Source organism: Streptomyces sp. NPDC054786, assembly GCF_053611685.1.
On the sequence record NZ_JBSHAW010000001.1, the window covers coordinates 459749 to 482718 of the forward strand.

Annotated in this window: 20 protein-coding genes; 8 read left to right on the plus strand and 12 right to left on the minus strand. The window is 70.8% G+C overall.

Annotated elements, in window-relative coordinates; translation table 11 throughout:
- Nucleotides 1-81 precede the first annotated feature (81 nt).
- Complete coding sequence (locus ACWGI6_RS02065) at nucleotides 82-1494, minus strand: ArsA family ATPase (RefSeq protein ID WP_453265699.1); 1413 nt, start codon at nucleotides 1492-1494, stop codon at nucleotides 82-84.
- Nucleotides 1491-2549: an ArsA-related P-loop ATPase gene (locus ACWGI6_RS02070; protein ID WP_453265700.1), complete on the minus strand. Its 1059-nt coding sequence runs from the start codon at nucleotides 2547-2549 to the stop codon at nucleotides 1491-1493. Before ACWGI6_RS02070 ends, ACWGI6_RS02065 begins: the two co-directional genes overlap by 4 nt.
- Before the next feature lie 209 nt (nucleotides 2550-2758).
- On the opposite strand from ACWGI6_RS02070, the gene ACWGI6_RS02075 reads away from it, so the two are divergent.
- The 4 genes from ACWGI6_RS02075 (at nucleotide 2759) to ACWGI6_RS02090 (ending at nucleotide 5274) form a co-directional block, all read left to right on the plus strand.
- Complete coding sequence (locus ACWGI6_RS02075; protein WP_003967454.1) at nucleotides 2759-2917, plus strand: DUF4177 domain-containing protein; 159 nt, start codon at nucleotides 2759-2761, stop codon at nucleotides 2915-2917.
- Nucleotides 2914-3378, plus strand: coding sequence for a RidA family protein (locus ACWGI6_RS02080; protein ID WP_453265701.1), 465 nt, complete (start codon nucleotides 2914-2916; stop codon nucleotides 3376-3378). The genes ACWGI6_RS02075 and ACWGI6_RS02080 overlap by 4 nt, the downstream gene beginning before the upstream one ends.
- Nucleotides 3379-3502: 124 nt before the next feature.
- Nucleotides 3503-4441: an NUDIX hydrolase gene (locus ACWGI6_RS02085; RefSeq protein ID WP_453265702.1), complete on the plus strand. Its 939-nt coding sequence runs from the start codon at nucleotides 3503-3505 to the stop codon at nucleotides 4439-4441.
- Nucleotides 4438-5274: an MBL fold metallo-hydrolase gene (locus tag ACWGI6_RS02090; RefSeq protein WP_453265703.1), complete on the plus strand. Its 837-nt coding sequence runs from the start codon at nucleotides 4438-4440 to the stop codon at nucleotides 5272-5274. Before ACWGI6_RS02085 ends, ACWGI6_RS02090 begins: the two co-directional genes overlap by 4 nt.
- A 103-nt stretch (nucleotides 5275-5377) precedes the next feature.
- Here the strand turns inward: ACWGI6_RS02090 and ACWGI6_RS02095 are convergent, their stop codons facing one another.
- Together ACWGI6_RS02095 and ACWGI6_RS02100 are read right to left on the minus strand one after the other, a co-directional pair.
- On the minus strand, nucleotides 5378-6196 hold the full coding sequence (locus ACWGI6_RS02095; RefSeq protein ID WP_453265704.1) for a nucleotidyltransferase domain-containing protein: 819 nt from the start codon (nucleotides 6194-6196) through the stop codon (nucleotides 5378-5380).
- A 257-nt stretch (nucleotides 6197-6453) separates the two neighbouring features.
- Nucleotides 6454-7128: a Crp/Fnr family transcriptional regulator gene (locus ACWGI6_RS02100; protein ID WP_006604164.1), complete on the minus strand. Its 675-nt coding sequence runs from the start codon at nucleotides 7126-7128 to the stop codon at nucleotides 6454-6456.
- 443 nt (nucleotides 7129-7571) lie between these two features.
- Between ACWGI6_RS02100 and nth the strand changes: the two genes are divergently transcribed.
- From nth to ACWGI6_RS02115, 3 genes are read left to right on the plus strand one after another with little or no spacing between them, the layout of a single operon-like run.
- Nucleotides 7572-8645: an endonuclease III gene (gene nth / locus ACWGI6_RS02105; RefSeq protein ID WP_453265705.1), complete on the plus strand. Its 1074-nt coding sequence runs from the start codon at nucleotides 7572-7574 to the stop codon at nucleotides 8643-8645.
- Nucleotides 8646-8698: 53 nt separating this feature from the next.
- On the plus strand, nucleotides 8699-9427 hold the full coding sequence (locus ACWGI6_RS02110) for an NUDIX hydrolase (protein WP_453265706.1): 729 nt from the start codon (nucleotides 8699-8701) through the stop codon (nucleotides 9425-9427).
- Between the two features lie 13 nt (nucleotides 9428-9440).
- Nucleotides 9441-10640: a MarP family serine protease gene (locus ACWGI6_RS02115; protein ID WP_453265707.1), complete on the plus strand. Its 1200-nt coding sequence runs from the start codon at nucleotides 9441-9443 to the stop codon at nucleotides 10638-10640.
- Between the two features lie 120 nt (nucleotides 10641-10760).
- On the opposite strand, the gene ACWGI6_RS02120 is transcribed toward ACWGI6_RS02115, so the two are convergent.
- The 7 genes from ACWGI6_RS02120 to ACWGI6_RS02150 form a co-directional block, all read right to left on the minus strand.
- Nucleotides 10761-10958 carry a hypothetical protein gene (locus ACWGI6_RS02120; protein ID WP_393904031.1) on the minus strand — a complete coding sequence of 66 codons (198 nt, stop codon included), beginning with the start codon at nucleotides 10956-10958 and terminating at the stop codon, nucleotides 10761-10763.
- 243 nt (nucleotides 10959-11201) lie between these two features.
- The gene (locus ACWGI6_RS02125) at nucleotides 11202-12140 is read right to left on the minus strand and encodes an alpha/beta fold hydrolase (protein ID WP_453265708.1); all 939 of its coding nucleotides are present in this window, start codon (nucleotides 12138-12140) and stop codon (nucleotides 11202-11204) included.
- Nucleotides 12137-12595 carry a phage holin family protein gene (locus tag ACWGI6_RS02130; protein WP_453265709.1) on the minus strand — a complete coding sequence of 153 codons (459 nt, stop codon included), beginning with the start codon at nucleotides 12593-12595 and terminating at the stop codon, nucleotides 12137-12139. Before ACWGI6_RS02130 ends, ACWGI6_RS02125 begins: the two co-directional genes overlap by 4 nt.
- A gap of 44 nt (nucleotides 12596-12639) precedes the next feature.
- On the minus strand, nucleotides 12640-14034 hold the full coding sequence (nhaA, locus tag ACWGI6_RS02135) for a Na+/H+ antiporter NhaA (protein ID WP_453265710.1): 1395 nt from the start codon (nucleotides 14032-14034) through the stop codon (nucleotides 12640-12642).
- Nucleotides 14035-14354: 320 nt separating this feature from the next.
- Nucleotides 14355-16319, minus strand: coding sequence for an acetate--CoA ligase (gene acs, locus ACWGI6_RS02140; protein WP_393904027.1), 1965 nt, complete (start codon nucleotides 16317-16319; stop codon nucleotides 14355-14357).
- A 148-nt stretch (nucleotides 16320-16467) separates the two neighbouring features.
- A complete protein-coding gene (locus ACWGI6_RS02145) occupies nucleotides 16468-18804 on the minus strand; it encodes a SulP family inorganic anion transporter (RefSeq protein ID WP_453265711.1) in 2337 nt (778 codons plus the stop codon).
- 680 nt (nucleotides 18805-19484) lie between these two features.
- Nucleotides 19485-20471, minus strand: coding sequence for an ATP-binding protein (locus ACWGI6_RS02150; RefSeq protein WP_453265712.1), 987 nt, complete (start codon nucleotides 20469-20471; stop codon nucleotides 19485-19487).
- A 101-nt stretch (nucleotides 20472-20572) separates the two neighbouring features.
- Between ACWGI6_RS02150 and ACWGI6_RS02155 the strand changes: the two genes are divergently transcribed.
- Complete coding sequence (locus tag ACWGI6_RS02155) at nucleotides 20573-21475, plus strand: oxidoreductase (protein WP_453265713.1); 903 nt, start codon at nucleotides 20573-20575, stop codon at nucleotides 21473-21475.
- Nucleotides 21476-21841: 366 nt separating this feature from the next.
- On the opposite strand, the gene ACWGI6_RS02160 is transcribed toward ACWGI6_RS02155, so the two are convergent.
- A complete protein-coding gene (locus ACWGI6_RS02160; protein WP_453265742.1) occupies nucleotides 21842-22750 on the minus strand; it encodes an HAD family hydrolase in 909 nt (302 codons plus the stop codon).
- Between the last annotated feature and the right edge of the window lie 220 nt (nucleotides 22751-22970).

The window sequence follows — 22970 nt, forward strand, 5'->3', positions numbered from 1 at the left end:
CCTGTGTGTGAGAGGCGTTTCGTGAGTGGTGACGAGAGCGCTTTGTGGTGGGTGGGTGACTGAGTCGGCCGTGCGTACGGCTCAGTCGTCGGTGTCCGTGGGGTTCAGCGCCAGACGGTCGCCGATGGCACGCAGCCCTGCGAGGTCATGGACATCGCCGGGCAGCGCGGCAACCTCTGTCACCGGAACCTCGGGATGCAGCGCGGTGAAACGGTCTCGCGTGCGGCGTTCGCGCGCGAGGACCTGCATACGTTCCGCGTGCAGCCGTAGCAGCCCGGCGGCCAGTTGCTCCGCTGAGGCTGATGTGGGTGTCACATGCTCCGCCGCGGCAGCGGGGGAGAGGCCGCCGGCGGTACGTGATCCAGCCTTCCCGCCGTCGAGATCCACAATGCCGGTGGCTTCAAGATTATTTTCTGCGCGGCCGGGAGCCGGGTCGGCGTCCATGGCGGCGCCGGGGGCGGTTTCGGCCGCTGGGCCCGCGGCCGCCCCGGTGTCCGAAGCGGTGTCCGTGTCCGCGCGGGTGTCCTCCGCCATACGGTCGGTCAGGGTCTCCGCGGCGGCCAGGGCGCGCTCGGCGCTCAGTTGGGCGGCGCCGCTGCCGTGCACCCGGTTCAGCACCAGGCCGGCCAGCGGCATCTGCTCGGCGGCCAGCCGCTCGACGAAGTAAGCCGCCTCGCGCAGCGCGTCCCGCTCCGGGGCGGCCACCACGAGGAACGCCGTACCGGGCGCCTGCAGCAGGCGGTAGGTGGCGTCGGCGCGGGTGCGGAAGCCACCGAACATGGTGTCCATCGCGGCCGCGAACGTCTGCACATCGCGCAGCAGTTGGCCGCCCATGAGCTTGCTGAGGGTGCCGGTCATCATCGACATGCCGACATTGAGGAACTTCATGCCGGCCCGGCCGCCGACCTTCGCCGGCGCCATCAGCACCCGGATGAACTTGCCGTCCAGGAAGGAGCCGAGGCGCTTGGGCGCGTCCAGGAAGTCCAGCGCGGAGCGGCTCGGAGGGGTGTCGACGACGATCAGGTCCCAGTCGTCGTTCGCGCGGAGCTGGCCCAGCTTCTCCATGGCCATGTACTCCTGCGTGCCCGCGAAACCGGCCGACAGGGACTGGTAGAAGGGGTTTTCCAGGATCGCGCGGGCCCGGTCGGCATCCGCATGGCCCTCGACGATCTCGTCGAAGGTGCGCTTCATGTCCAGCATCATCGCGTGCAGTTCGCCGCCGGCGCTCTCGTCGACGTCCTTGACCTGGCGCGGGACGTTGTCGAGCTCGGAGATGCCCATGGACTGGGCCAGCCGCCTGGCCGGGTCGATGGTCAGCACGACGACCTTGCGGCCGCGCTCGGCGGCGCGTACGCCCAGGGCCGCGGCGGTCGTGGTCTTGCCGACGCCGCCCGAGCCGCAGCACACCACGATGCGGGTGTGCGGGTCGTCGATCAGCGCATCGACCTCCAGCCACGGGGCCGAGGCGTCCAGCGTCGTGTTGTCCGAGGTCATATGGGCCCCTGTTTCCGCAGGTCTCTCGCCAGGCGGTAGAGCCCGGCGAGGTCCACTCCCTCGGGGAGCAGCTCCAACTCGTAGGTGGGAAGGCCGATTGCGGTCAGTTCGGCGTACTCGGCGCGCTCCAGCTCGACCCGCTCGGCGTGTTCGCGCGCCTGCTCCAGCAGGGGGTCGATCAGGCGGTCCGCCAAGCCGCCGCGGCGGGCACCGCCCAGACCGGCGTCGGAGAGCGCCTTGGCGACGCCCGTACGCGCCCCACGGGCGGCGATGTCGAGGTCTCCGTTGTCCAGCAGCGCCGGGCGGGTCATGTTGATGACGACGCCGCCCACGGGGATGCCGGCGGCGCGCAGCTCGGCGACGCCGTCCGCGGTCTCCTGGACCGGCATCTCCTCCAGGAGCGTCACCAGATGCACCGCGGTCTCGGGCGACTTGAGGACCCGCATCACGGCCTGCGCCTGATTGTGGATCGGGCCGATCTTCGCGAGGCCGGCGACCTCGTCGTTCACGTTCAGAAAGCGGGTGATCCGGCCGGTCGGCGGGGCGTCCATCACGACCGCGTCGTAGACGAACTTCCCGCTCTTGTCCTTGCGGCGCACCGCTTCGCACGCCTTGCCGGTCAGCAGGACGTCCCGCAGGCCCGGCGCGATGGTCGTGGCGAAGTCGATCGCGCCGAGCTTCTTCAGCGCCCGGCCCGCGCTGCCGAGTTTGTAGAACATCTGGAGGTAGTCCAGAAGGGCGCGTTCGGCGTCGATGGCCAGGGCGTGGACCTCACCGCCCGACCGTCTTCCGCCACCGCCCCGGGAGGGCTCTCCCGCGGACTCCGTCCGGGGGGAGCCCCACGGTGACGCACCTTCCGATGCCGGACCCACCGCGATCTTGCGTTCCTCGTAAGGAAGCGCTTCTGTCTCGAACAACTGGGCAATGCCCTGTCGGCCCTCGACCTCGACCAGGAGGGTACGGCGTCCCTCGGTGGCCAGGGCGAGGGCGAGGGCAGCGGCGACCGTGGTCTTGCCGGTGCCGCCCTTGCCGCTGACGACATGGAGCCTGCTCACGCAAAGGAGCCTAACCAGTCCGCGTCCCGGCTACGCACGGGATACGCCTGGGAAGCCCCGGAGAATCTTCCCGCGACCCCTCCGGGACGGGTCAGGGATGTTCCGTAGGGGGCCGGTGACCGCGCTCCGGGACGCCGTACGGGACGGGTGCGGGCGGCCCGTGGCGGACGGCGTCCACCGCTGTCGTGGACAGGCATTACGCTCGGCTCATGACCAAGTGGGAATACGCGACCGTGCCGCTGCTGGTGCACGCGACGAAGCAGATTCTGGACACCTGGGGCGAGGACGGCTGGGAGCTCGTCCAGGTCGTGCCCGGCCCGAACAACCCTGAGCAGTTGGTGGCCTACCTGAAGCGGGAGAAGGCGTGAGCGCGGCGGAGGACAAGATCGCGGCGCTCGGGCTGAAGCTGCCGCAGGTCGTGCCGCCGCTGGCCGCCTATCAGCCCGCGGTGCGCTCCGGCGCCTACGTGTACACCTCCGGCCAGCTGCCGATGGTGGACGGCGCGCTGCCGGTCACCGGCAAGGTCGGTGCCGAGGTCAGCGCGGAGCGGGCCCAGGAGCTCGCCGCGACCTGTGCGCTCAACGCGCTGGCCGCCGTGAAGTCCGTCATCGGTGACCTCGACAAGATCCAGCGGGTCGTGAAGGTCGTCGGTTTCGTGGCCTCCGCGCCGGACTTCACCGGCCAGCCGGGTGTCCTCAACGGCGCCAGCGAGCTGCTGGGCGAGATCCTCGGCGACAAGGGTGTGCACGCCCGCTCCGCGGTGGGTGTGGCGGTGCTGCCGCTCGACGCGCCGGTCGAGGTCGAGATCCAGGTCGAGATCGCCGAATAGGCACCCCGTAAGGGCCCTGAGCCCCACCACATGTGCCGTGCGCCGGAGGGCCCCTCGTCAGCAGGGGCCCTCCGGCGTGGAAGACGCCCTCGAACATCCGCCCGCGAGCGCATAGCATCCGGCCATGTCGTCCACGACCAATGGCCAGTGGTACCCGCCGGAGTGGCCGGACCGCATCCGGGCGCTCGCGAACGGCGAGCTGACCCCTGCCGAGCCCCGGCGGGCCGCCACCGTCCTGCTGCTGCGGGACTCCACCGCCGGCCCCACCGTCCACATGCTGCGCAGACGCGTCTCCATGGCCTTCGCCGGCGGCGCGTACGCCTACCCGGGCGGCTCCGTCGACCGACGCGACGAGCGCCCGGTGGCCTGGGCCGGCCCGTCGCGCGCCCAGTGGGCGGTCCGTATGGGCGTCGACCCGGCCACCGCGCAGACCATCGTCTGCGCGGCGGTCCGCGAGACGTTCGAGGAGGCGGGCGTGCTGCTCGCGGGCACCTCGGCCGAGACGGTCGTCGCGGACACCACCGGCGAGGAGTGGGAGGCCGACCGCGCCGCCCTGGTCGCCCACGAGGTGTCCTTCGCCGACTTCCTGGGCCGTCGTGGTCTGGTCCTGCGCTCCGATCTGCTCGGTGCCTGGGCCCGCTGGATCACTCCGGAGTTCGAGCCACGGCGCTATGACACCTGGTTCTTCGTGGCCGCGCTCCCCGAGGGCCAGCGCACCCGTAACGCCTCCACGGAGGCGGACCGTACGGTGTGGATCCGTCCGGAGGAGGCCGCGGCCGGCTACGACCGCGGTGAGCTGCTGATGATGCCGCCGACCATCGCGACGCTGCGCGCGCTCCAGCCGTACGCCACCGCCGCGGACGCGCTGGCCGCGGCGGAGGCCCAGAACCTGACGCCGGTGCTGGCGCGGACCCGCCTCGTGGGCGGCGAGATCGAGCTGAGCTGGCCGGGGCACGACGAGTTCACCAAGCACATCGCGCAGGGCGACGCCGATACCGGTGCCCCCGGGGACGGCGACGGCCCCCCGGAGCGCCCCAGCACCTCGGGAGGGACCCCCGCATGACCGAAGCAGCCGCCCTCCCCGGTCAGCCCCGTGGCGGAGTGATCTCGGGGCCCGCCACCACGCGCGCGCAGTGCGTACTGGCCCCGAACCCGTCGCCGATGACGCTGGACGGCACCAACACCTGGATCGTCGCCGAGCCGGACTCCGATCTCGCCGTCGTCATCGACCCCGGGCCGCTCGACGAGAGCCACCTGCGGGCCGTCATCGACACCGCAGAGCGGGCCGGAAAGCGCATCACGCTGACCCTGCTGACCCACGGTCACCCCGACCACTCCGATGGCGCCGCCCGCTTCGCCGAGCTGACCCGGTCGGCCGTACGGGCGCTGGACCCGGCGCTGCGCCTGGGCGACGAGGGGCTCGATGCGGGCGATGTCATCACCACCGGAGGCCTGGAACTGCGGGTGGTGCCCACACCGGGCCACACCGCGGACTCGCTCTCCTTCCACCTGCCGGCCGACCGCGCGGTACTCACCGGCGACACGATCCTGGGGCGCGGCACCACCATGGTCGCGCACCCCGACGGGCGGCTGGGCGACTACCTGGACTCGCTGCGCCGGCTGCGCTCCCTGACGGTCGACGACGGGGTGGCGACGGTCCTGCCGGGCCACGGGCCGGTGCTGAACGACGCCCAGGGGGCGGTGGAGTTCTATCTGGCGCACCGCGCGCACCGGCTCGCACAGGTGGAGACCGCGGTCGAGGCCGGCCACCACTCGCCCGCCGACGTCGTCGCGAGCGTCTATGCCGATGTGGACCGCTCGTTGTGGCCGGCCGCCGAGCTGTCGGTGCGGGCGCAGCTGGACTACCTGGGTGAACACGGGCTGATCGACGACTGACGGCGGGACCGGTGACCAGGGCCGGCAGCGCTGGCCTTCTTGGAGGGGCCGTTGGCCGGGGCTGACGGCGAGGACCGCTCCCGGGGGCGGCCGAGAGGCGCCGTCAGTACGCCTGCGGCTGGGGCGCCTTCGCCCCGTGGACGGCCAGGTACTCGGCGGCCAGCCAGGGGGCGAGGCGGGCGAGCAGATCGTCCAGCAGCTCCGGATACGCGGCGGGCGTCCGGGCGGCGCGCGCCGCGGCGCGCATCTGCTCGGCGTACGCCGGGTAATAGCGCCCGAACACCTCGGCGGACTCGGTGAGATCACTCGTCCAGCCGCCCCAGCGCGGCATGACCAGGGTGAATCCGGTGCGTACGAGCCGGCGCGCCACACCCCGGGTCAGCCGGGTGCGCGCTGCCTCCGTAGTGGCCGCCGCGGCCTTCTCGCGCAGACCGGGCAGGCTGCGGAAGAGGTCGCCGTTGGTCTCGCGGGCGAGGAGCGAGGTGGGGCGGTAGCGGGGCAGCTCGGTGGCGAGATCCGCGCCGCTGACGGGGGTGCACAGACAGGCCACGAACCATGCGAGGTCGTACCGCTCCCGCTCGCTGCGCAGGCGGTGCACGCCGAAAAGCAGGATTCCCACGCCGCTGATCTGCGGAAACGCGGCATCCAGGCCGTGCTCGACGGCATCGACGGCAGCGCGGTCGGCATCGGTGGGCTCGTTCCGCAGGGCGATGAGTGCGTCGAGGTCGGAGACTCCGGGGACGGCGGTGCCGCGCGGGATGCTGCCGAAGAGGTAGCTGCTGTGCAGGCGGCCGGGGCCGAAGTGCGCGCCGATCCGGGCGCCGAGCTCCGCCACGACGGGCGCGAACGGCGCGGACACGCGGTCCAGGGACCCTTCCCGCACGAAGTAGCCGTCCCGGTCCAGCCCCTTGCCGTTGGTCATGGCGCCACTATGGCGAGGGGGCGGTGGGTGCGGCGACCCGATTACAGGGGTGACGGGGGCCGCATACGCGGTGACGGGGCCCGATACGGGGGTGACGGGGCCCGGTGGTCCGGTGGGGCACCAAGGAGGCGGCCGTGGTTCCACGGGCCCCTGACGAAGAAACCGCTGGTCCCGTGGCCCCGACGAACCGGCCGGCAGGATCCATGGCGAAGGGCCCCGCCGGAGCGGGGCCCTTCCAAGGCTGTGGACGAGCCGGGTCAGCGCGAGCGCTTGGCCAGCCGCTCGACGTCCAGCAGGATCACGGCGCGCGCCTCCAGGCGCAGCCAGCCGCGGCCCGCGAAGTCCGCGAGCGCCTTGTTGACCGTCTCGCGGGAGGCGCCGACCAGCTGGGCCAGCTCCTCCTGCGTCAGGTCGTGGACGACGTGGATGCCCTCCTCGGACTGCACGCCGAAGCGGCGCGACAGGTCGAGCAGGGCGCGGGCCACACGGCCCGGTACGTCCGAGAAGACCAGGTCGGACATCTGGTCGTTGGTCTTGCGCAGTCGGCGGGCGACCGCACGCAGCAGGGCCGTGGCCACCTCGGGGCGGGCGTTCAGCCAGGGCTGAAGGTCGCCGTGGCCCAGGCCGAGGAGCTTGACCTCGGTGAGGGCGGAGGCCGTGGCCGTACGCGGGCCCGGGTCGAAGAGCGAGAGCTCACCGATCAGCTCTCCCGGGCCGAGGACGGCGAGCATGTTCTCCCGGCCGTCCGGGGAAGTGCGGTGCAGCTTCACCTTGCCCTCGGTGACCACGTACAGGCGGTCGCCGGGGTCCCCTTCGTGGAACAGGGCGTCGCCGCGGGCGAGCGTGACCTCTCCCATTGAGGCGCGCAGCTCGGCCGCCTGCTCGTCATCGAGCGCCGCGAAGAGCGGTGCGCGCCGCAGAACGTCGTCCACGAGATCTCTCCTTGTCGACATGCTCCGGGGGACTGTGGTCCCCATCATGCCGGAATGCAAAACAGTGCGATCAGTCACAAGTTTGCCGGACCGGTGCCCGGAGCCGTAAGGCAGGGGGCCGATTGGGGTCAGGAATCACAGTGATCAAGCCGGATGTCAGTGGCTGGCCTTAGTCTGGCCGAGTGTCCAATACGCCGGTGAGAGCAGAGGAGTGGGGGGCCGGAAGAGTGAGTACAGGGCGTGATTCCGCTGTGGGCGAACAGCCGTCCGGCCGCACCCCGAATTCCGGCAAAGGCAACAAATCGCCCTCCGGGGTGACGTCCGGCCAGAAGCCGGTCGTCCGCAGGACCGGCGCGTCGCGACCGGCGGCGCAGGACACCACCGCGCAGACCTCCGTGAAGAAAACCTCGGTAGGCAGGACCTCGGCAGGGAAGAAGGCCGCCGTGAACGACACTCCAGAGCAGCCGCCGGCGGCCACGAAGGCCGCAGCGCAGAAGGCCGTCACGAAGAAGGCCACCGCGCAGAAGGCCGTCGCCAAGAAGGCCACCGCGAAGAAGCCCACCGCGGCCGCCGAAAAGACCACCGCCAAGAAGACGGCAGCCAAGAAGGCAACGGCCAAGAAGGCAACGGCCAAGAAGGCAACGGCCAAGAAGACGGCCCCCGCCAAGAAGACGGCGGCGAAGACGACCGCAAAGACGACCGCCGCGAAGGCTCCGGCCAAGAAGGCCCCTGCGCGCAAGCCCGAGTCGCGCGTCGCCATGGTGCGGCGGGCCCGCCGGATCAACCGTGAGCTGGCCGAGCTGTATCCGTACGCCCACCCCGAGCTGGACTTCACCAACCCCTTCGAGCTGCTGGTCGCCACGGTCCTGTCCGCGCAGACCACCGACCTGAGGGTCAACCAGACCACCCCGCGTCTCTTCGCGGTCTGCCCGACGCCCGAGGACATGGCCGCGATGGATCCGGAGCGGCTGGAGGAGCTGATCCGGCCGACCGGCTTCTTCCGTGCCAAGGCGAAGTCGCTGCTCGGTCTGTCGGCCGCGCTGCGCGACCGCTTCGGCGGTGAGGTGCCGGGCCGTCTGGAGGATCTCGTCACCCTCCCCGGGGTCGGCCGCAAGACCGCCAATGTGGTGCTCGGCAACGCCTTCGGTGTCCCGGGCATCACCGTCGACACCCACTTCGGCCGTCTCGCGCGCCGTTTCGGCTGGACCACTGCGGAGGATGCCGAGAAGGTCGAGGCGGATGTCGCCGAGATCTTCCCCAAGAGCGAGTGGACGATGCTCTCGCACCGTGTGGTCTTCCACGGCCGCCGCGTCTGCCACTCCCGCAAGCCCGCCTGTGGAGCCTGCCCCATCGCCCCGCTGTGCCCCGCCTACGGCGAGGGCGAGACGGACCCGGAGAAGGCGAAGAAGCTGCTGAAGTACGAGCTGGGCGGCCAGCCGGGGCAGCGGTTGAAGCCGCCGGCCGACTACCCGGGGCAGCCCGCGCCCCCGATGGCGCCCCCGGTGGCCGCTTCATGACAGCACCCGCCCAGAGGTGACCGACGATCGACGCCAGGCCTGAGGGGGCGCGTATGAGGAGTGCACGGGAGCAGCAGTACGGCGAGGAGCCGGACGTCCGCGGCGCGGCGTCCGGCCGGGACGTCACGGTCACGACCGACGGCCTGCCCGAGTGGCTGGCCCCGGTGGCCCGCGCCGCCGCCACGGTCGAGCCGCGCCAGCTCAGCCGCTTTCTGCCGCCGGAGAGCGGCGGCCGGCAGTCCGCGGTGCTGATCCTCTTCGGTCACGGCGCCCGCGGCCCCGAGCTGCTCCTGATGGAGCGCGCCGGGACCCTGCGCTCACATGCCGGCCAGCCCTCCTTCCCCGGCGGCGCCCTCGACCCGGAGGACGGCGACCCCGACGGGCCCGGTCCGGTGCGGGCGGCGCTGCGGGAGGCTCAGGAGGAGACCGGCCTCGACCCGTCCGGTGTACAGGTCTTCGGCGTGCTGCCGCGGCTCTACATCCCCGTCAGCGGCTTCGTGGTGACGCCCGTCCTGGGCTGGTGGCGCCGGCCGAGCCCGGTCGGGGCGGTCGACCAGGCGGAGACCGCCCGGGTCTTCACGGTTCCCGTGGCGGATCTCACGGACCCGGCCCATCGTGTGACAACGCGCCATCCCAGTGGCCACGTCGGCCCCGCGTTCCTTGTCGAAAACGCCCTGGTCTGGGGCTTTACGGCCGGAGTTATCGACCGGATCCTGCACTACGCCGGCTGGGAGATTCCGTGGGACCGTGACAAGGCGGTCCCACTGGACTGGCGCTCATGAGACGGTGTCCGGCGTGAACGTCCTGGACATCCTTCTGCTGGTCGCGGCCGTGTGGTTCGCCATCATCGGCTATCGGCAAGGCTTTGTCGTCGGCATCCTGTCCGTGATCGGCTTCCTCGGGGGCGGTCTGATCGCGGTCTATCTGCTGCCCGTGATCTGGAACGAGATCACCGGAGATGCGACGCCCGGCACCTTCGCGGCCATCGCGGCCGTCGCCATCGTGATCGTGTGCGCATCCGTGGGCCAGGCGCTCACCACCCACCTGGGCAACAAACTGCGCCGCCACATCACGTGGTCACCGGCGAGAGCACTGGACGCGACCGGCGGTGCGCTGGTCAACGTCCTGGCGATGCTGCTGGTCGCCTGGCTGATCGGCTCGGCGCTGGCCGGTACGTCCCTGCCGACGCTCGGCAAGGAGGTCCGCAATTCCAAGGTGCTGCTCGGTGTGTCCCGGGTGATGCCCCAGCAGGCCAGCACCTGGTTCGCTGACTTCTCCTCGGTCCTCGCGCAGAACGGCTTCCCACAGGTCTTCACGCCGTTCTCCAACGAACCGATCAACAATGTGCCGGCGCCCGACCCCCGGCTGGCCACCAGCCCGGTGGCGGCGCAGGCCAGGCGCAGCATCGTCAAGGTCGTCGGCACGGCCCCCGGCTGCGGCAAGGTACTCGAAGGCAGCGGCTTCGTCTTCGGCCGGCACCGCGTCATGACCAACGCCCATGTGGTCGGCGGCGTGCGTGAGCCGACCGTCCAGGTGGGCGGCGAGGGCCGTACATACGACGCCAAGGTCGTGATCTACGACTGGCGGCGCGATATCGCGGTCCTGGAAGTGCCCTCACTGGAGGCGCCGGCCCTGCAGTTCGCCCGCGCGGATGCGAGCAGCGGCAACAACGCCATCGTCGCCGGCTTCCCGGAGAACGGCGGCTATGACGTCCGCTCCGCCCGTATCCGCGGCCGTATCCAGGCCAACGGCCCGGACATCTACCACCGCGGCACGGTCGCCCGCGATGTCTACTCCCTCTACGCCACGGTCCGGCAGGGCAACTCCGGCGGCCCGCTGCTCACCCCGCAGGGCAAGGTCTACGGCGTCGTCTTCGCGAAGTCGCTGGACGACTCGCACACCGGCTATGCGCTGACCGCCGACGAGGTCCGCCAGGACGTCCTCAAGGGGCGTACGGCCCGGCAACAGGTCGACAGCCAGGGCTGCGCGATCTAGAACCCGTCCGCAAAGCCCTGAAAGCCCTGAGGGCGTGTCCGGCGGTCATGGCCGGACAGACGGTGTGGGGCGCGTCAGGCGCGGGGAGACGTGCTTCCCGCGCCCTGTCGGCGTCCGTGGTCAGGTACGGGGATGGCGTAGCCGCGCGCTCATCCAGCGCGCTCTGCGGCGCAGGATGCGCGGGATGCCCATGGGGTGCGCCGGGTCGGGGGATTGGCCGGACCCGAGGTCCGGGGCTCCCCTGTCCTGAGTACCCACTGCAGCGGCACTGCTGCGGCGGTTGCGTGCCACGTCACGGTAGTCGTGCGTCCAGCCCATACCCTCGACTCTGCCCGTGGCCCAAGGTCCGTAACCGCCTCGGGGACCGCCAATTGGCCTATGCGCCAGGCAAGTGGCTGTTCGTCAGACGGACGTTCGAGCCCCGGGTGGGCGTGCCCCGCTGAGCGGTTCGGCCCGCCCGCTCAGCGGGCGCGGGCGCATGGAAAAACCGGTATGCATGACTCCTGCAACGGTCGGGCCCAGGGCCCTTGTTGTCGCCGGCCCGCTGCCGCGCGCGACGCGTCAGCGATCGGGTTCCGGGTCCTTGAGCCAGTTGATCAGCTCCGTGGAGAACGCCACCGGGTCCTCCTCGTGCGGGAAGTGGCCCAGGCCGTCGAACAGCCGCCAGCGGTACGGCGCCTCGACGTACTGGCCGGAGCCGGCCGCACTGCGGGTGCGCATCACCGGGTCGAGTGAGCCGTGCAGATGCAGCGTCGGGACCCGTACGGGCAGCTTCATCCGGCGGTTGAACTGGATTCCGTCGGGGCGCGCCATCGACCGCACCATCCAGCGGTACGGCTCGATCGAGCAGTGCGCCGTCGAAGGGATGCTCATCGCCCGCTGGTAGACCGCGATCGCCTCGTCGTCCGGCAGCCGGGGCCCGGACCAGTCGCGGATCATCCGGCCCACCAGCGCCGCGTCGTCGGCCGTCAGCCGGCGCTCCGGGAGCCAGGGCCGCTGGAAGTTCCAGATGTGCGAACTCTGCGCGCTCTGCCGGGGGTCGGCGAGCATCGCCGAGCGCCAGCGCCGCGGGTGCGGCATCGAGGACACGGCCAGCCGGCGCACCAGCTTGGGCCGCATCACCGCCGCCGTCCAGGCGAGGTAGCCGCCCAGGTCGTGCCCGACGAGCGCGGCGTCCGGCTCGCCCAGGGACCGTATGACGCCGGTGACGTCCAGGGCGAGATTCGCCGGGTCGTAGCCGCGGGGGGTGCGGTCGCTGCCGCCGACGCCCCGCAGGTCCATCGCCACCGCGCGGAAGCCCGCCTCGGCCAGGGCCGGGAGCTGGTGCCGCCAGGTCCACCAGAACTGCGGAAAGCCGTGCAGCAGCAGCACCAGCGGGCCGTCGCCCATCTCCGCGATGTGGAAGCGGGCGCCGTTGGCCGCGACGTCACGGTGCGAGACCGCTTTCCCGCCGGGGACATCGAGCCGTACGACCGAGGCGGTGCTGTCAGGGGCTGTCATACCGATGAGCGTGTCACAGACTCCAGCGCCGGGTGTTCCACCGGGGCCACGCGCGGATGCGGCTTGGCCTTCTGGAGCACGGCCGCGGTCTCCTTGGCCGAGGTGATGGACTTCTCCGGCTTCTTGATCTTCTTGACCTTGGCCATCGCGATGAGGGCCAGCAGGCCGGCGAGGACCAGGAAGGCACCGCCGACGATCAGGAACGACCAGGCCAGCCCGAGGCCGAGGTTGTGGATGCCGTAGGCCGCCGCGAAGCTCAGCACCGGCAGTGCGAACAGTGCCAGCGCGCCCGCGACCATGAACGCGGCACTGCCGATGCCCGCCCGCTTGGCGTCCTGGCGGAACTCCGCCTTGGCCAGCGCGATCTCGTCGTGCACCAGCGCGGACATCTCGGTGGTGGCCGTGGCCACCAGCTGTCCGAGGCTGCGGTCCGTGCCGTCGTCGGCTGCGCTCATCGCCGTCTCCCTCTTTTCTTCACCCGGATGCAAAGCCTCTCAGATCATGCCGGACCATCGTCTCCGGCATGCCTGCTGGAGGCCACTTCGGCAAGCCGCCGGTGTTCCGCGGCCTTGGCTTCGTGGATTGCCGCCATCCGCAGGTGGTATTCCGGCTTGTCGAGTTCGTAGACGTCGGGGATGCCGTCCTGGTCCTCGTCCCGCTCCTCTTCCTCGCACAGCTGCCTGTACTTGGTGTTACGGAGCTTGAGGAGGATGCCGGCGAAGACGGCCGCCAGCAGCGAGCCGATCAGCACCGATGCCTTGATCTCGTCGGTCAGCACCGGGTTCTCGGAGAAGGCGAGTTCGCCGATGAGCAGCGAGACGGTGAAGCCGATGCCGGCCAGGGAGGCGAGGGCGAAGACATCCGGCCACTTGAGCTCGGGGTTGAGTTCGGCCTTGGTGAAGCGGGCGGTGAGCCAGGTGCCGCCGAAGATGCCGAGTGCCTTGCCCACCAACAGGCCGAGCACGACCCCCAGCGTCTCCGGCCGGGTGAAGACGTCATGGACCGCGCCGCCGGATATGAAGACGCCCGCGGAGAAGAGGGCGAACAGCGGCACGGCGAAGCCGGCCGAGAGCGGGCGGACCAGATGCTCGATGTGCTCGCCGGGGGACCGGGCCTCCCCGTCGCGCCGGGTGCAGCGCAGCATCAGGCCCATGGCGACGCCGGCGATGGTGGCATGCACCCCGCTGTTCTCCATCAGGCCCCAGATGACCAGGGCGAGCGGGACATAGACGTACCAGCCCCGGACGCCCTTGCGCAGCAGCAGATAGAAGATCACCAGGCCGGCGACGGCCAGGCCGAGCGCCAGGAAATTGAGCGTCGAGGTGAAGAAGATCGCGATGATCAGGATGGCGAAGAGGTCGTCGACGACGGCGAGCGTGAGCAGGAAGGCGCGCAGCGAGGCGGGCAGGGACGTGCCGATGACGGCGAGTACGGCGAGCGCGAAGGCGATATCGGTGGCGGTGGGGACCGCCCAGCCCTGCAGCGAGCCGCCGCCGATGCTGTTGACGGCGAAGTAGACGAGGGCCGGCATCGCCATTCCGCAGAGCGCCGCGATCACCGGCAGCGCGGCGGCCTTCGGGTCGCGCAGCTCGCCGGCCACCAGTTCGCGCTTGAGCTCGATGCCGGCGACGAAGAAGAAGACCGCGAGCAGCCCGTTGCCGGCCCAGTGCTGGATGGACAGGTCCAGGCCCAGCGCGGCCGGTCCCAGGTGGAAGCCGCGGACCGCTTCATAGCTCCCGCCGAGGGTGTTTGCCCAGATCAGGGCCGCTACGGCGGCGGCGAGCAGCAGGACGCCGCCGACGGTTTCGGCGCGCAGCGCGTCCGCGATGAAGTTCCGCTCGGGCAGCGGCATCCGCCCGAGGAAAGGGGGGCGGCGGTTGGTGGGGGCGCTCACGCGGTGACCTCCGGGCTTTTCGGTAGCTGCGTACGGCTCTTGCAGTTGCCGACCAGACTTCCCGGCGCACCCTGAGTTTCTTGGCGTGTCATTGACGCGGCTCCCACTTTACCGGGCAGGTGCAAGCGGCTATCCGGTGGCCTCACTTTACGGGCAATTCGGGCCTCGGGCCGCTGGAGAGGCCGGCCGCAGCCGGGCCCCGGAGCGGGGCCGGGGTGCGCTCTTTGCGGAGCCGGTCCGACCGGAGGGGCGGACCGCCGGGGACGACGGAGGGGCACCCGGCCGCGTCGGCCGGGTGCCCCTTCTGTCATCCGTTCCGCTCAGTCCTCGGAGGGTGCGCTCGGCAGCTTCGCCTGGATCAGGTCCATCACCGAGGAATCGGTGAGGGTGCTGACATCACCGAGGTCGCGGTTCTCGGCGACATCGCGCAGCAGCCGTCGCATGATCTTGCCGGAGCGGGTCTTGGGCAGCTCCGCGACCGGCATGACCCGCTTGGGCTTGGCGATCGGGCCGAGCTGCTGGGCGACATGGGCGCGCAGCTCCTCGACCAGGCCCTCGTCCTCTGCCGCACCGCCGCGCAGGATGACAAAGGCGCAGATGGCCTGGGTGGTCTGCGGGTCGGTGGCGCCGACGACCGCGGCCTCGGCCACCTTCGGGTGCGAGACCAGCGCCGACTCGACCTCGGTCGTGGAGATGTTGTGGCCGGACACCAGCATCACGTCGTCCACCCGGCCGAGCAGCCAGATGTCGCCGTCGTCGTCCTTCTTGGCACCGTCGCCGGCGAAGTACTTGCCCTCGAAGCGGGACCAGTACGTGTCGAGATAGCGCTGGTCGTCGCCCCAGATCGTGCGGAGCATGGACGGCCAGGGCTCGGTCAGCACGAGATAGCCGCCGGCGCCGTCGGGCACCTCGCGGGCATCGTCGTCCACGACGGTCGCGGCGATACCGGGCAGCGCCACCTGAGCCGAGCCGGGCTTGGTGGCCGTGACGCCCGGCAGCGGGCTGAGCATCATTCCGCCGGTCTCGGTCTGCCACCAGGTGTCGACGATCGGCGTCGCATCGGCCCCGATGTGCTTGCGGTACCACATCCATGCCTCGGGGTTGATCGGTTCGCCCACCGATCCGAGGATCCGCAGCGACGACAGATCGAACTTCGCCGGGATGTCGTCGCCCCACTTCATGCAGGCGCGGATCGCGGTCGGCGCGGTGTAGAGGACCGTCACGCCGTACTTCTGGACGATCTCCCACCAGCGGCCCTGGTGCGGGGTGTCGGGCGTGCCCTCGTAGAGCACCTCCGTCGCGCCGTTGGAGAGCGGGCCGTAGGTGATGTACGAGTGGCCGGTCACCCAGCCGACGTCGGCGGTGCACCAGTAGACGTCGGTCTCCGGCTTGAGGTCGAAGACCGCGTGGTGGGTGTACGAGACCTGGGTGAGGTAGCCGCCGGTGGTGTGCAGGATGCCCTTGGGCTTACCCGTGGTGCCGGAGGTGTAGAGGATGAACAGCGGGTGCTCGGCGTCGAAGGCCTCGGGCGTGTGCTGGTCGCTCTGCGGCTCGACGATCTCGTGCCACCACACGTCCCGGCCCTCGTGCCAGTCGACGTCCTCCTGGCCGGTACGGCGTACGACCAGGACGCTGCGGACGTTCTCCGTGCCGGGCCTGGTCAGCGCCTCGTCGACGGCGGGCTTGAGGGCGGACGGCTTGCCGCGGCGGTAGCCGCCGTCGGCGGTGATCACGACGCGGGCGTCGGCGTCGTTGATGCGGGTGGCCAGCGCGTCCGCGGAGAATCCGCCGAAGACGACGGAGTGCGGGGCGCCCAGGCGCGCGCAGGCCAGCATGGCGATGACCGTCTCCGGAATCATCGGCATGTAGATGGCGACCCGGTCGCCGCTGTGCACGCCCAGCTCGATCAGTGCATTGGCGGCCTTGGAGACCTCGCGCTGCAGCTCGGCGTACGTGATCGCGCGGGTGTCACCCGGCTCGCCCTCGAAGTGGATGGCGACCCGGTCGCCCAGCCCGTTCTCCACATGCCGGTCCACGCAGTTGTAGGCGACGTTGAGCTTGCCGTCGGCGAACCACTTCGCGAAGGGCGCGTTGGACCAGTCGAGGGTCTGGGTGGGTGCGGTCTCCCAGGACAGGCGTCCGGCCTGCTCGGCCCAGAAGCCCAGCCGGTCCGCCGCGGCCTGTTCGTAGGCGGCGGCCGTGACGTTGGCGTTCGCGGCCAGATCGGCGGGCGGCGCGAACCGCCGCTCCTCCTTGAGCAGGCTGGCCAGGCTTTCGTTGCTCACAACATCTCCCAATCCCAGGGCGTCCGATGTGTCCCCAGGTCATAGCTCATCAGCCCATGCACGGCCCTGACAAGGCCTGTGGAAAATTATTGGTGTAGACCTGTTGTTCCGAGGGCTGTTCCAGGGATGTTGAGGGCCGCCGCGCAGGTCAGACCGTCACCGGTGCCGGTTCGCCGCGGACCGCGCAGAACCGCCCGGTGGCCTCGTCGAGCACGTATGTCTGGGCCTCGCCGACATGGAAATACATGCCGTGCAGCGTGAGCGCGCCCTCGGCCTCCCGGCGGGCCACACAGGGGTGCGCCCTGAGGTGGTCGAGCTGCTGCATGACGTTGACGAGTGCCAGCCGCTCCTGGTCGTCGCTCACCGGTCGTCCGCTCAGGGCGACTTCTCCCCGCCCCAGCCGCCCGATGCGCTGCATACGGGCCAGGCTCGGCCGGCCGTGCCGCAGCCAGCGGGTGAGCGGGGTCGGCTCGGCCTCTTCCGGTACGGCGGCGCCCAGCAGCGCCCCCATGGCGCCGCAGCCCGAATGGCCGCACACCGTGATCGAACCGACCCGCAGTACCTCCACGGCGTATTCGATCGCTGCTCCCACCGAGTCGCAGGAGGTGTCCGAGCCGGGCGGCGGCATCAGGTTGCCGACATTGCGCACGGTGAACAGATCGCCCGGCCCACTCGACGTGATCATGCTCGTGACCAGCCGGGAGTCGGCGCAGGTCAGAAACAGCTGACTGGGCCGCTGGCCCTCGCGCGCCAGCCGGGCCAGCTCCTCGCGTACGAGCGGGGCCGTATGGCGCTGGAACGCGCTGATCCCGCCCAGCAGTTGGCTGCCGCTGCTCTCCGGGGCCGCCGCCCGGCCGGGTGCGGGCCGGGTGCAGTGGTGGTTGCGCCACGGTGTCCACGGCCGGCAGGAGTGCGCACTGGCCGGCTCGGCGATCGGCCGGCCCGAGCGGCCCCCGAGGGTCACCCAGCCGCCGTGCGCCCGATGGGCGGTGGACCAGGACTGCAGCGCCTCGTAGGCGGCATGATCCATGAACGAGCCGCACAGTTCGACGACGACATCGGTGTGCGCCGGCACCTGCGCCAGCGCCCGGGTCAGCCGCGGCACCGCCAGAAACGTCAACTGCCCGCTGACGCGCACCCGGTAGCCGCCGGCCTCCTCCGTCACGGTGATACGGGTGTGTGTCAGTCGGCGCAGCGCCAGGAAGAGCGCGACCGCGATGCCCGTCAGTACGCCCTGGAGCACCCCGAGGAGGACGACGCCGCCCAGGGTGGCGGCGTACACCGGGAATTCGCGATGCCGCTGTACGTGCCGGATGTGCGCAAAGCTCACCATCCGTACGCCGACGACCATCACCAGCGCGGCGAGCGCCGCCAGCGGGATCAGCTCCAGCACCGCGGCCAGCAGGCCCGCACACAGCAGCACCCATACGCCGTGCAGCACGGTGGCGCGACGGGTGGCCGCACCGGCCCGTACGTTGGCCGAGCCGCGGATCGCGCCTCCGGAGACCGGCAGCCCGCCCAGCAGCCCGGAGACGGCATTGGCCACGCCCTGACCGGCCAGTTCGCGGTTGAGCCGCGCACGCCCCGTGGGAGCGCCCGGCCGCTCGGCCGTCAGCCGGTCCACCGCCACCGCCGACAGCAGCGATTCCATACTGGCGACGAAGGTGACGGTCAGCACCGCGGCGGCGAGGGCCGGAAGGGAAGCGTCCGGCAGTGCGGGCGGCTCGGGCAGCCGCCAGGACGGCAGCTCCACCCGCGCCACCGCCGTCCCCGCACTGACCGCCGTCGCGGCGAGCACAGCGGCCAGCGGGGCCGGCAGCACCCGCGCCCATCGTCCGGCACGGCCCGGCAGCCGCCCCCAGCCGATGAGCACGGCGACGGTGACGGCGCCGATCAGCAGCGCGGCGGTGTGCGGATGCGCCAACTGGCCGGGCAGTGCAGTGGCGTTGTCGAGCGCCGAGCTGTCGGGGCTGCCGCCGAGCACCACATGGAGCTGGCCGAGGGCGATGGTGACCCCGATGCCCGCCAGCATGCCGTGCACGATCGCCGGGCTGACGGCCAGCGTCGCACGGGCCACGCGCAGTGCGCCCAGGGCGAGTTGGGCGAGGCCGGCCAGGACCGTGATGGCGCAGGTGGCGCGCCAGCCGTAGCGCTGGACCAGGTCGGCGGTGACCACCAGGAGGCCGGTTGCCGCGCCGCTCACCTGGAGCGGGGCGCCGCCGAGCAGACCGGCGACGATGCCGCCGACGGCCGCGGCGACCAGACCGGCCTGGAGCGGGGCGCCGGTGGCCAGGGCGATGCCCAGCGACAGCGGGACGGCGAGCAGGAAGACGACGACGGAGGCGGAGAGGTCCCGTCGGAAAGCGGCCCGGCCGGCCTTCTTCGTGCGGGGGCCGGGCCTGGAGGACGTATGTGGCTCGGGAGGGATCTCGGCGTGGTGCGAGGTGCGCGGCGGCTGCGGCGGCGATTTCTCGATCTGCGGCATTCCCGTCTCCTCCGGGGCGACGCGGTCGCGCGGGGCGCGATCGTGGGGCGGCGGTGTACTGCGGCGGGACGTGAGTCGGCCGGCGGGCATCGCCGTTGGGCGACGGTCCGGTGACTCTCAAGCATCGGTAAATGAACCGTAATGACAGGTAAAGGAAAGGAGAAGGCTTTACCGGCATATGCCGCCATCCTTCCCTCTATCAGGTGAATGTGATGACGTTCGCCTTGCCGTTTCACAGCCTCTTCTTGGCGCATGAAGCCTTTACGCAACTATTCCGATTAATCGCCGGGAAGGTGCGGGCACCAGGAATGCGGTGGCTGATGGCGACCGCATCAAAGGCGACGGCGCCAAAGGTGACGGCGTCAAAGGTGACCGCATTCATTGGGGCGGTGGTCGCACCGGCAGTGGTGGCCGACTGCCCGGCGGCGACCCTCAACGGGCCGCCACCCAGGACGAGGCAGGGGCGGGCGGCACCCGAGGGCCCGGCCCGTACGGGCCGACTGCTCGGTGCCGGGCCGACCGCCTGCGCCGGAGCGCAGTCCACCAGCTCAGACCTCGCCGCCTCAAGCCGGGCAAACCGCGCCCCCCCAACGGTTCGTGGTCTCCTCTCGGCACGGCACCATCCGTGCCGACGGGCAAGCAGCCCTGGCCGGCCGCGCCCGTCGGCGTCGCCTGGCAGGTCAGGCGGGCTGCGGGGTGGCCGTCCCCTCGCAGAGCACGAAGGACGGGTCGACCTGGGCCGCCAGGTCGACCCCGGTCTTCGCGTTGCCCCAGCTCTCCGCGTTCTTCAGGTGGAAGTGCACCATCTGGCGCGTATACCGCTCCCAGTCACGGCGCCCGTAAGCCGCATCGGCCGTGTGGTGCAGTGTCTCCAGGGCCTGGCGGTTGCCCTCCTCCAGGTAGCTGAAGGGGGTCGGGCGGCCCCTCTCCATGGCGCGCACCCAGTCGGAGTGGCCGACGGTCACCAGCAGGTCCTCACCCACCTCGTCGCGCAGGAACGTCAGATCCTCGGGGCCCTGCACCTTGTTGCCCACGACCCTCAGGGGGACGCCGAAGTCCCGTGCGTACTCCTTGTACTGGCGGTAGACGGCGACGCCCTTACGGGTCGGCTCGGCAACCAGGAAGGTCATGTCGAAGCGGGTGAACATCCCGGACGCGAAGGAGTCGGAGCCCGCCGTCATGTCGACGACGACGTACTCCTCGCGGCCGTCCACCAGGTGGTTCAGGCACAGCTCCACCGCGCCGACCTTGGAGTGGTAGCAGGCCACGCCCAGGTCGGACTCCGTGAACGGGCCGGTCGCCATCAGCCGCACAGCGCAGTCGTCGAACTCCACCCTCCTGGCGCAGGCGTCGTAGACGGGGTTGTCCTCGCCGACCCGCAGCAGCCGTGAGCCCTCGCCGGGCGGGGTGGTCTTGATCATTGATTCCGAGGACGGGATCCGCGGGTTGCTGCCGCGCAAGTAGTCCTTGATCAGCGGGAGATGGGCGCCCATCGCGGGAAGCGCGGCGCCCTCCCTCTCGTCGAGGCCGAGGGCGGCGCCCAGATGCTGGTTGATGTCGGCATCCACGGCGATCACGGGGAGCCGGGCCGCGGCGAGATGCCGGATGAACAGGGAGGACAGGGTGGTTTTGCCGCTGCCGCCCTTGCCTACGAAAGCGATCTTCATGTTCACCAAGGGTAATCGTCATATCGCTCTGAGTGAGAGGGCTGCGTGAGGAAGACCACTCCTTCGAGGGGTCGGGCCCCGTGGTGCGTAGGGTCGTACCCATGGCTGGAAACACCCGGGGGACGTCCCCCGCACCCCCGAAAGCGAGCGACGACCCGCTCGCGACCCTGGCCTCGCTCCCGGGAGTCGCCGACTCCGTGGACTCCGTACGCAAGGGCGTCGACCGGGTATACGGGCACCGGGTCATGCGACGCCGCAGCAATGAGGTGACATCCGAGGCGGCGCTGCGCGGAGCGCGCGGTTCCGCGGCCCTTTCGGGGGCTGACTGGGCGCTCGAAGAGGTCCGGCGCCGCACCGACTTCGGTATCGAGGGCGAACCGCGGACGGTCGGCGCGGCCCTGCGGCTGACGGCCGAGGCCGGGCAGCTGCTCAGCGTGTGGCGGCAGTCGCCGCTGCGGGTGCTGGCGCGGCTCCACCTGGTGGCGGCATCAGGCGGCGGGCGAAGCGCCGATGAGCCCGAGGGCGGGCGAGAGCGGGGAGGGACGGCGGACGAGAGGGTGGGGCGGCCCCGGCTGGCCGCCGAGCCGGTGGAGGAACCGCTCATCGAGCTGGCGCTGCCGGATGCCGACGAGGTCGCCGGGCGGCTGGACGGGCTGTCGCGGCTGCTGCTCGCCGGCACCGAGGCGCCGGCCCTGGTGACCGCGGCGGTGGTGCACGGCGAGCTGCTCGCCCTGCGGCCGTTCGCCACCTGCAACGGGCTGGTCGCGCGGGCCGCGGAGCGAATCGTGCTGATCGGCAGTGGACTGGACCCGAAGTCGATCTGTCCCGCCGAGGTCGGGCACGCCGAACTGGGGCGCGCGGCCTATGTCGCGGCCCTGGAGGGCTATGTCTCCGGCACCCCGGAGGGCGTCGCGGCGTGGGTCGCGCACTGCGGACGCGCGGTGGAACTCGGCGTACGGGAGAGCACTGCGGTCTGTGAGGCGCTGCAGCGCGGCGCGGCGTAAGGGAAGCCGGGGTGAAGGCTTTGGGTAGCGCTCAAGAATTCCGGAAGCTGTGCTTCATTCGCCCCTGAACAGGGTTGCGGCGGTACCAATGGGTGGTACCGCCGCTGGCATGTCCGCCGAGTTACCATGCGTGCTCGAATATGTGCCCATCAGGTCGGAATCTTCGTCCGGTTACCTGGTGCGGCTGGCCCGTAATCGACGGGTCGGCGTCGCGTGGGTGCTTGGCATTCATGCATCGGTCCGTGGGCCACTTCCTGCGCTAAAGGTGTTCCTCTCGGATGTCCTTGGTCTCGCGGGCCGTTAAGTCCTTTGTACTACTCGGGCGGGGCAAGCGGAACCCCAACTTGCAGATCTTTACGTTTGGCTTCAAACGCGGGCATTGCGGGCGCTGCGGCCGGTCCGGCCGATAAGGCCAAGCCGTGGCTTTGTGGTTTTCCGCCGGCTCGCGTACCAGACCAACGTGGCGGTGGCCATGGCCGCACCCACCGCGGCCATGGCGGCGAGCGCCGGCCGCGAGGGCATCGACAGCACCGGGAGCCGCTGCTTGAGCGGGACCGGACGATTGAAGGAGAGAACCGGCCAACCGCGCGCGACCGCCTCACGGCGCAGTGCCCGGTCCGGATTGACCGCGTAAGGGTGACCGACCGCCGAGAGCATTGGTACATCGGTCGCCGAATCGCTGTACGCATAGCAGCGCTCGAGGTCGTAGCCCTCGGATACGGCGAGCTCCTGGACGGCCTCCGCCTTGGTCGGTCCGTAGGCGTAGTACTCCACCTCACCGGTGAAGCGGCCGTCCTCGCCGACGACCATTCGGGTGGCCACCACCCGGTCCGCGCCCAGGAGTTCACCGATCGGTTCGACGACTTCGGCGCCCGAGGTGGAGACGATCACGACGTCCCGTCCGGCGGCGTGATGCTCCTCGATGAGCGAGGCCGCCTCGTCGTAAATGATGGGGTCGATCAGATCGTGGAGCGTCTCGGCGACGATCTCCCGCACCTGGGCGACGTCCCAGCCGCGGCAGAGTGAGGAGAGATATTCCCGCATACGTTCCATCTGATCGTGGTCGGCGCCGCCCGCCAGGAACACGAACTGGGCATACGCAGTGCGCAGTACGGCCCGCCGATTGATCAGGCCGCCTTGGTAGAACGACTTGCTGAAGGTCAGCGTGCTCGACTTTGCAATGACGGTCTTGTCCAAGTCGAAGAACGCGGCAGTACGGGGAGTCGAGTGAGGCACGGAGTGGTTTTCCACGGGGCGAGCATAGGCGCCCACCATTCGGCGTAAGGTGTGGCGCGTGGGTTTGCCTGAGAAGGCTCTCGGGTACACCATGGAAGTCACGGATCGTTCGCGACCGTGCTAACCCGGTCCGGCTCCTCCCCCCCCGAGTCGGCCGTGGGGACGACCCCCGCTCTCCCCCCCGGCGGGGGTCGTCGCATGTCCGGATGCATTTTCCGCCGTTGGACGCCGATCCGCTCCACTCCTTGCCTGTGCGGCG

Coding starts and splice junctions, on each gene's coding strand:
- ACWGI6_RS02075 (WP_003967454.1), top strand. CDS start 2,759: ATGACCAAGTGGGAATACGCGACCGTGCCGCTGCTGGTGCACGCGACG.
- ACWGI6_RS02110 (WP_453265706.1), top strand. CDS start 8,699: ATGAGGAGTGCACGGGAGCAGCAGTACGGCGAGGAGCCGGACGTCCGC.
- ACWGI6_RS02160 (WP_453265742.1), bottom strand. CDS start 22,750: ATGGTGGGCGCCTATGCTCGCCCCGTGGAAAACCACTCCGTGCCTCAC.
- ACWGI6_RS02150 (WP_453265712.1), bottom strand. CDS start 20,471: ATGAAGATCGCTTTCGTAGGCAAGGGCGGCAGCGGCAAAACCACCCTG.
- ACWGI6_RS02120 (WP_393904031.1), bottom strand. CDS start 10,958: ATGGGCTGGACGCACGACTACCGTGACGTGGCACGCAACCGCCGCAGC.
- ACWGI6_RS02065 (WP_453265699.1), bottom strand. CDS start 1,494: ATGACCTCGGACAACACGACGCTGGACGCCTCGGCCCCGTGGCTGGAG.
- ACWGI6_RS02145 (WP_453265711.1), bottom strand. CDS start 18,804: ATGCCGCAGATCGAGAAATCGCCGCCGCAGCCGCCGCGCACCTCGCAC.
- ACWGI6_RS02090 (WP_453265703.1), top strand. CDS start 4,438: ATGACCGAAGCAGCCGCCCTCCCCGGTCAGCCCCGTGGCGGAGTGATC.
- ACWGI6_RS02125 (WP_453265708.1), bottom strand. CDS start 12,140: ATGACAGCCCCTGACAGCACCGCCTCGGTCGTACGGCTCGATGTCCCC.
- ACWGI6_RS02155 (WP_453265713.1), top strand. CDS start 20,573: ATGGCTGGAAACACCCGGGGGACGTCCCCCGCACCCCCGAAAGCGAGC.
- ACWGI6_RS02085 (WP_453265702.1), top strand. CDS start 3,503: ATGTCGTCCACGACCAATGGCCAGTGGTACCCGCCGGAGTGGCCGGAC.
- ACWGI6_RS02130 (WP_453265709.1), bottom strand. CDS start 12,595: ATGAGCGCAGCCGACGACGGCACGGACCGCAGCCTCGGACAGCTGGTG.
- ACWGI6_RS02095 (WP_453265704.1), bottom strand. CDS start 6,196: ATGACCAACGGCAAGGGGCTGGACCGGGACGGCTACTTCGTGCGGGAA.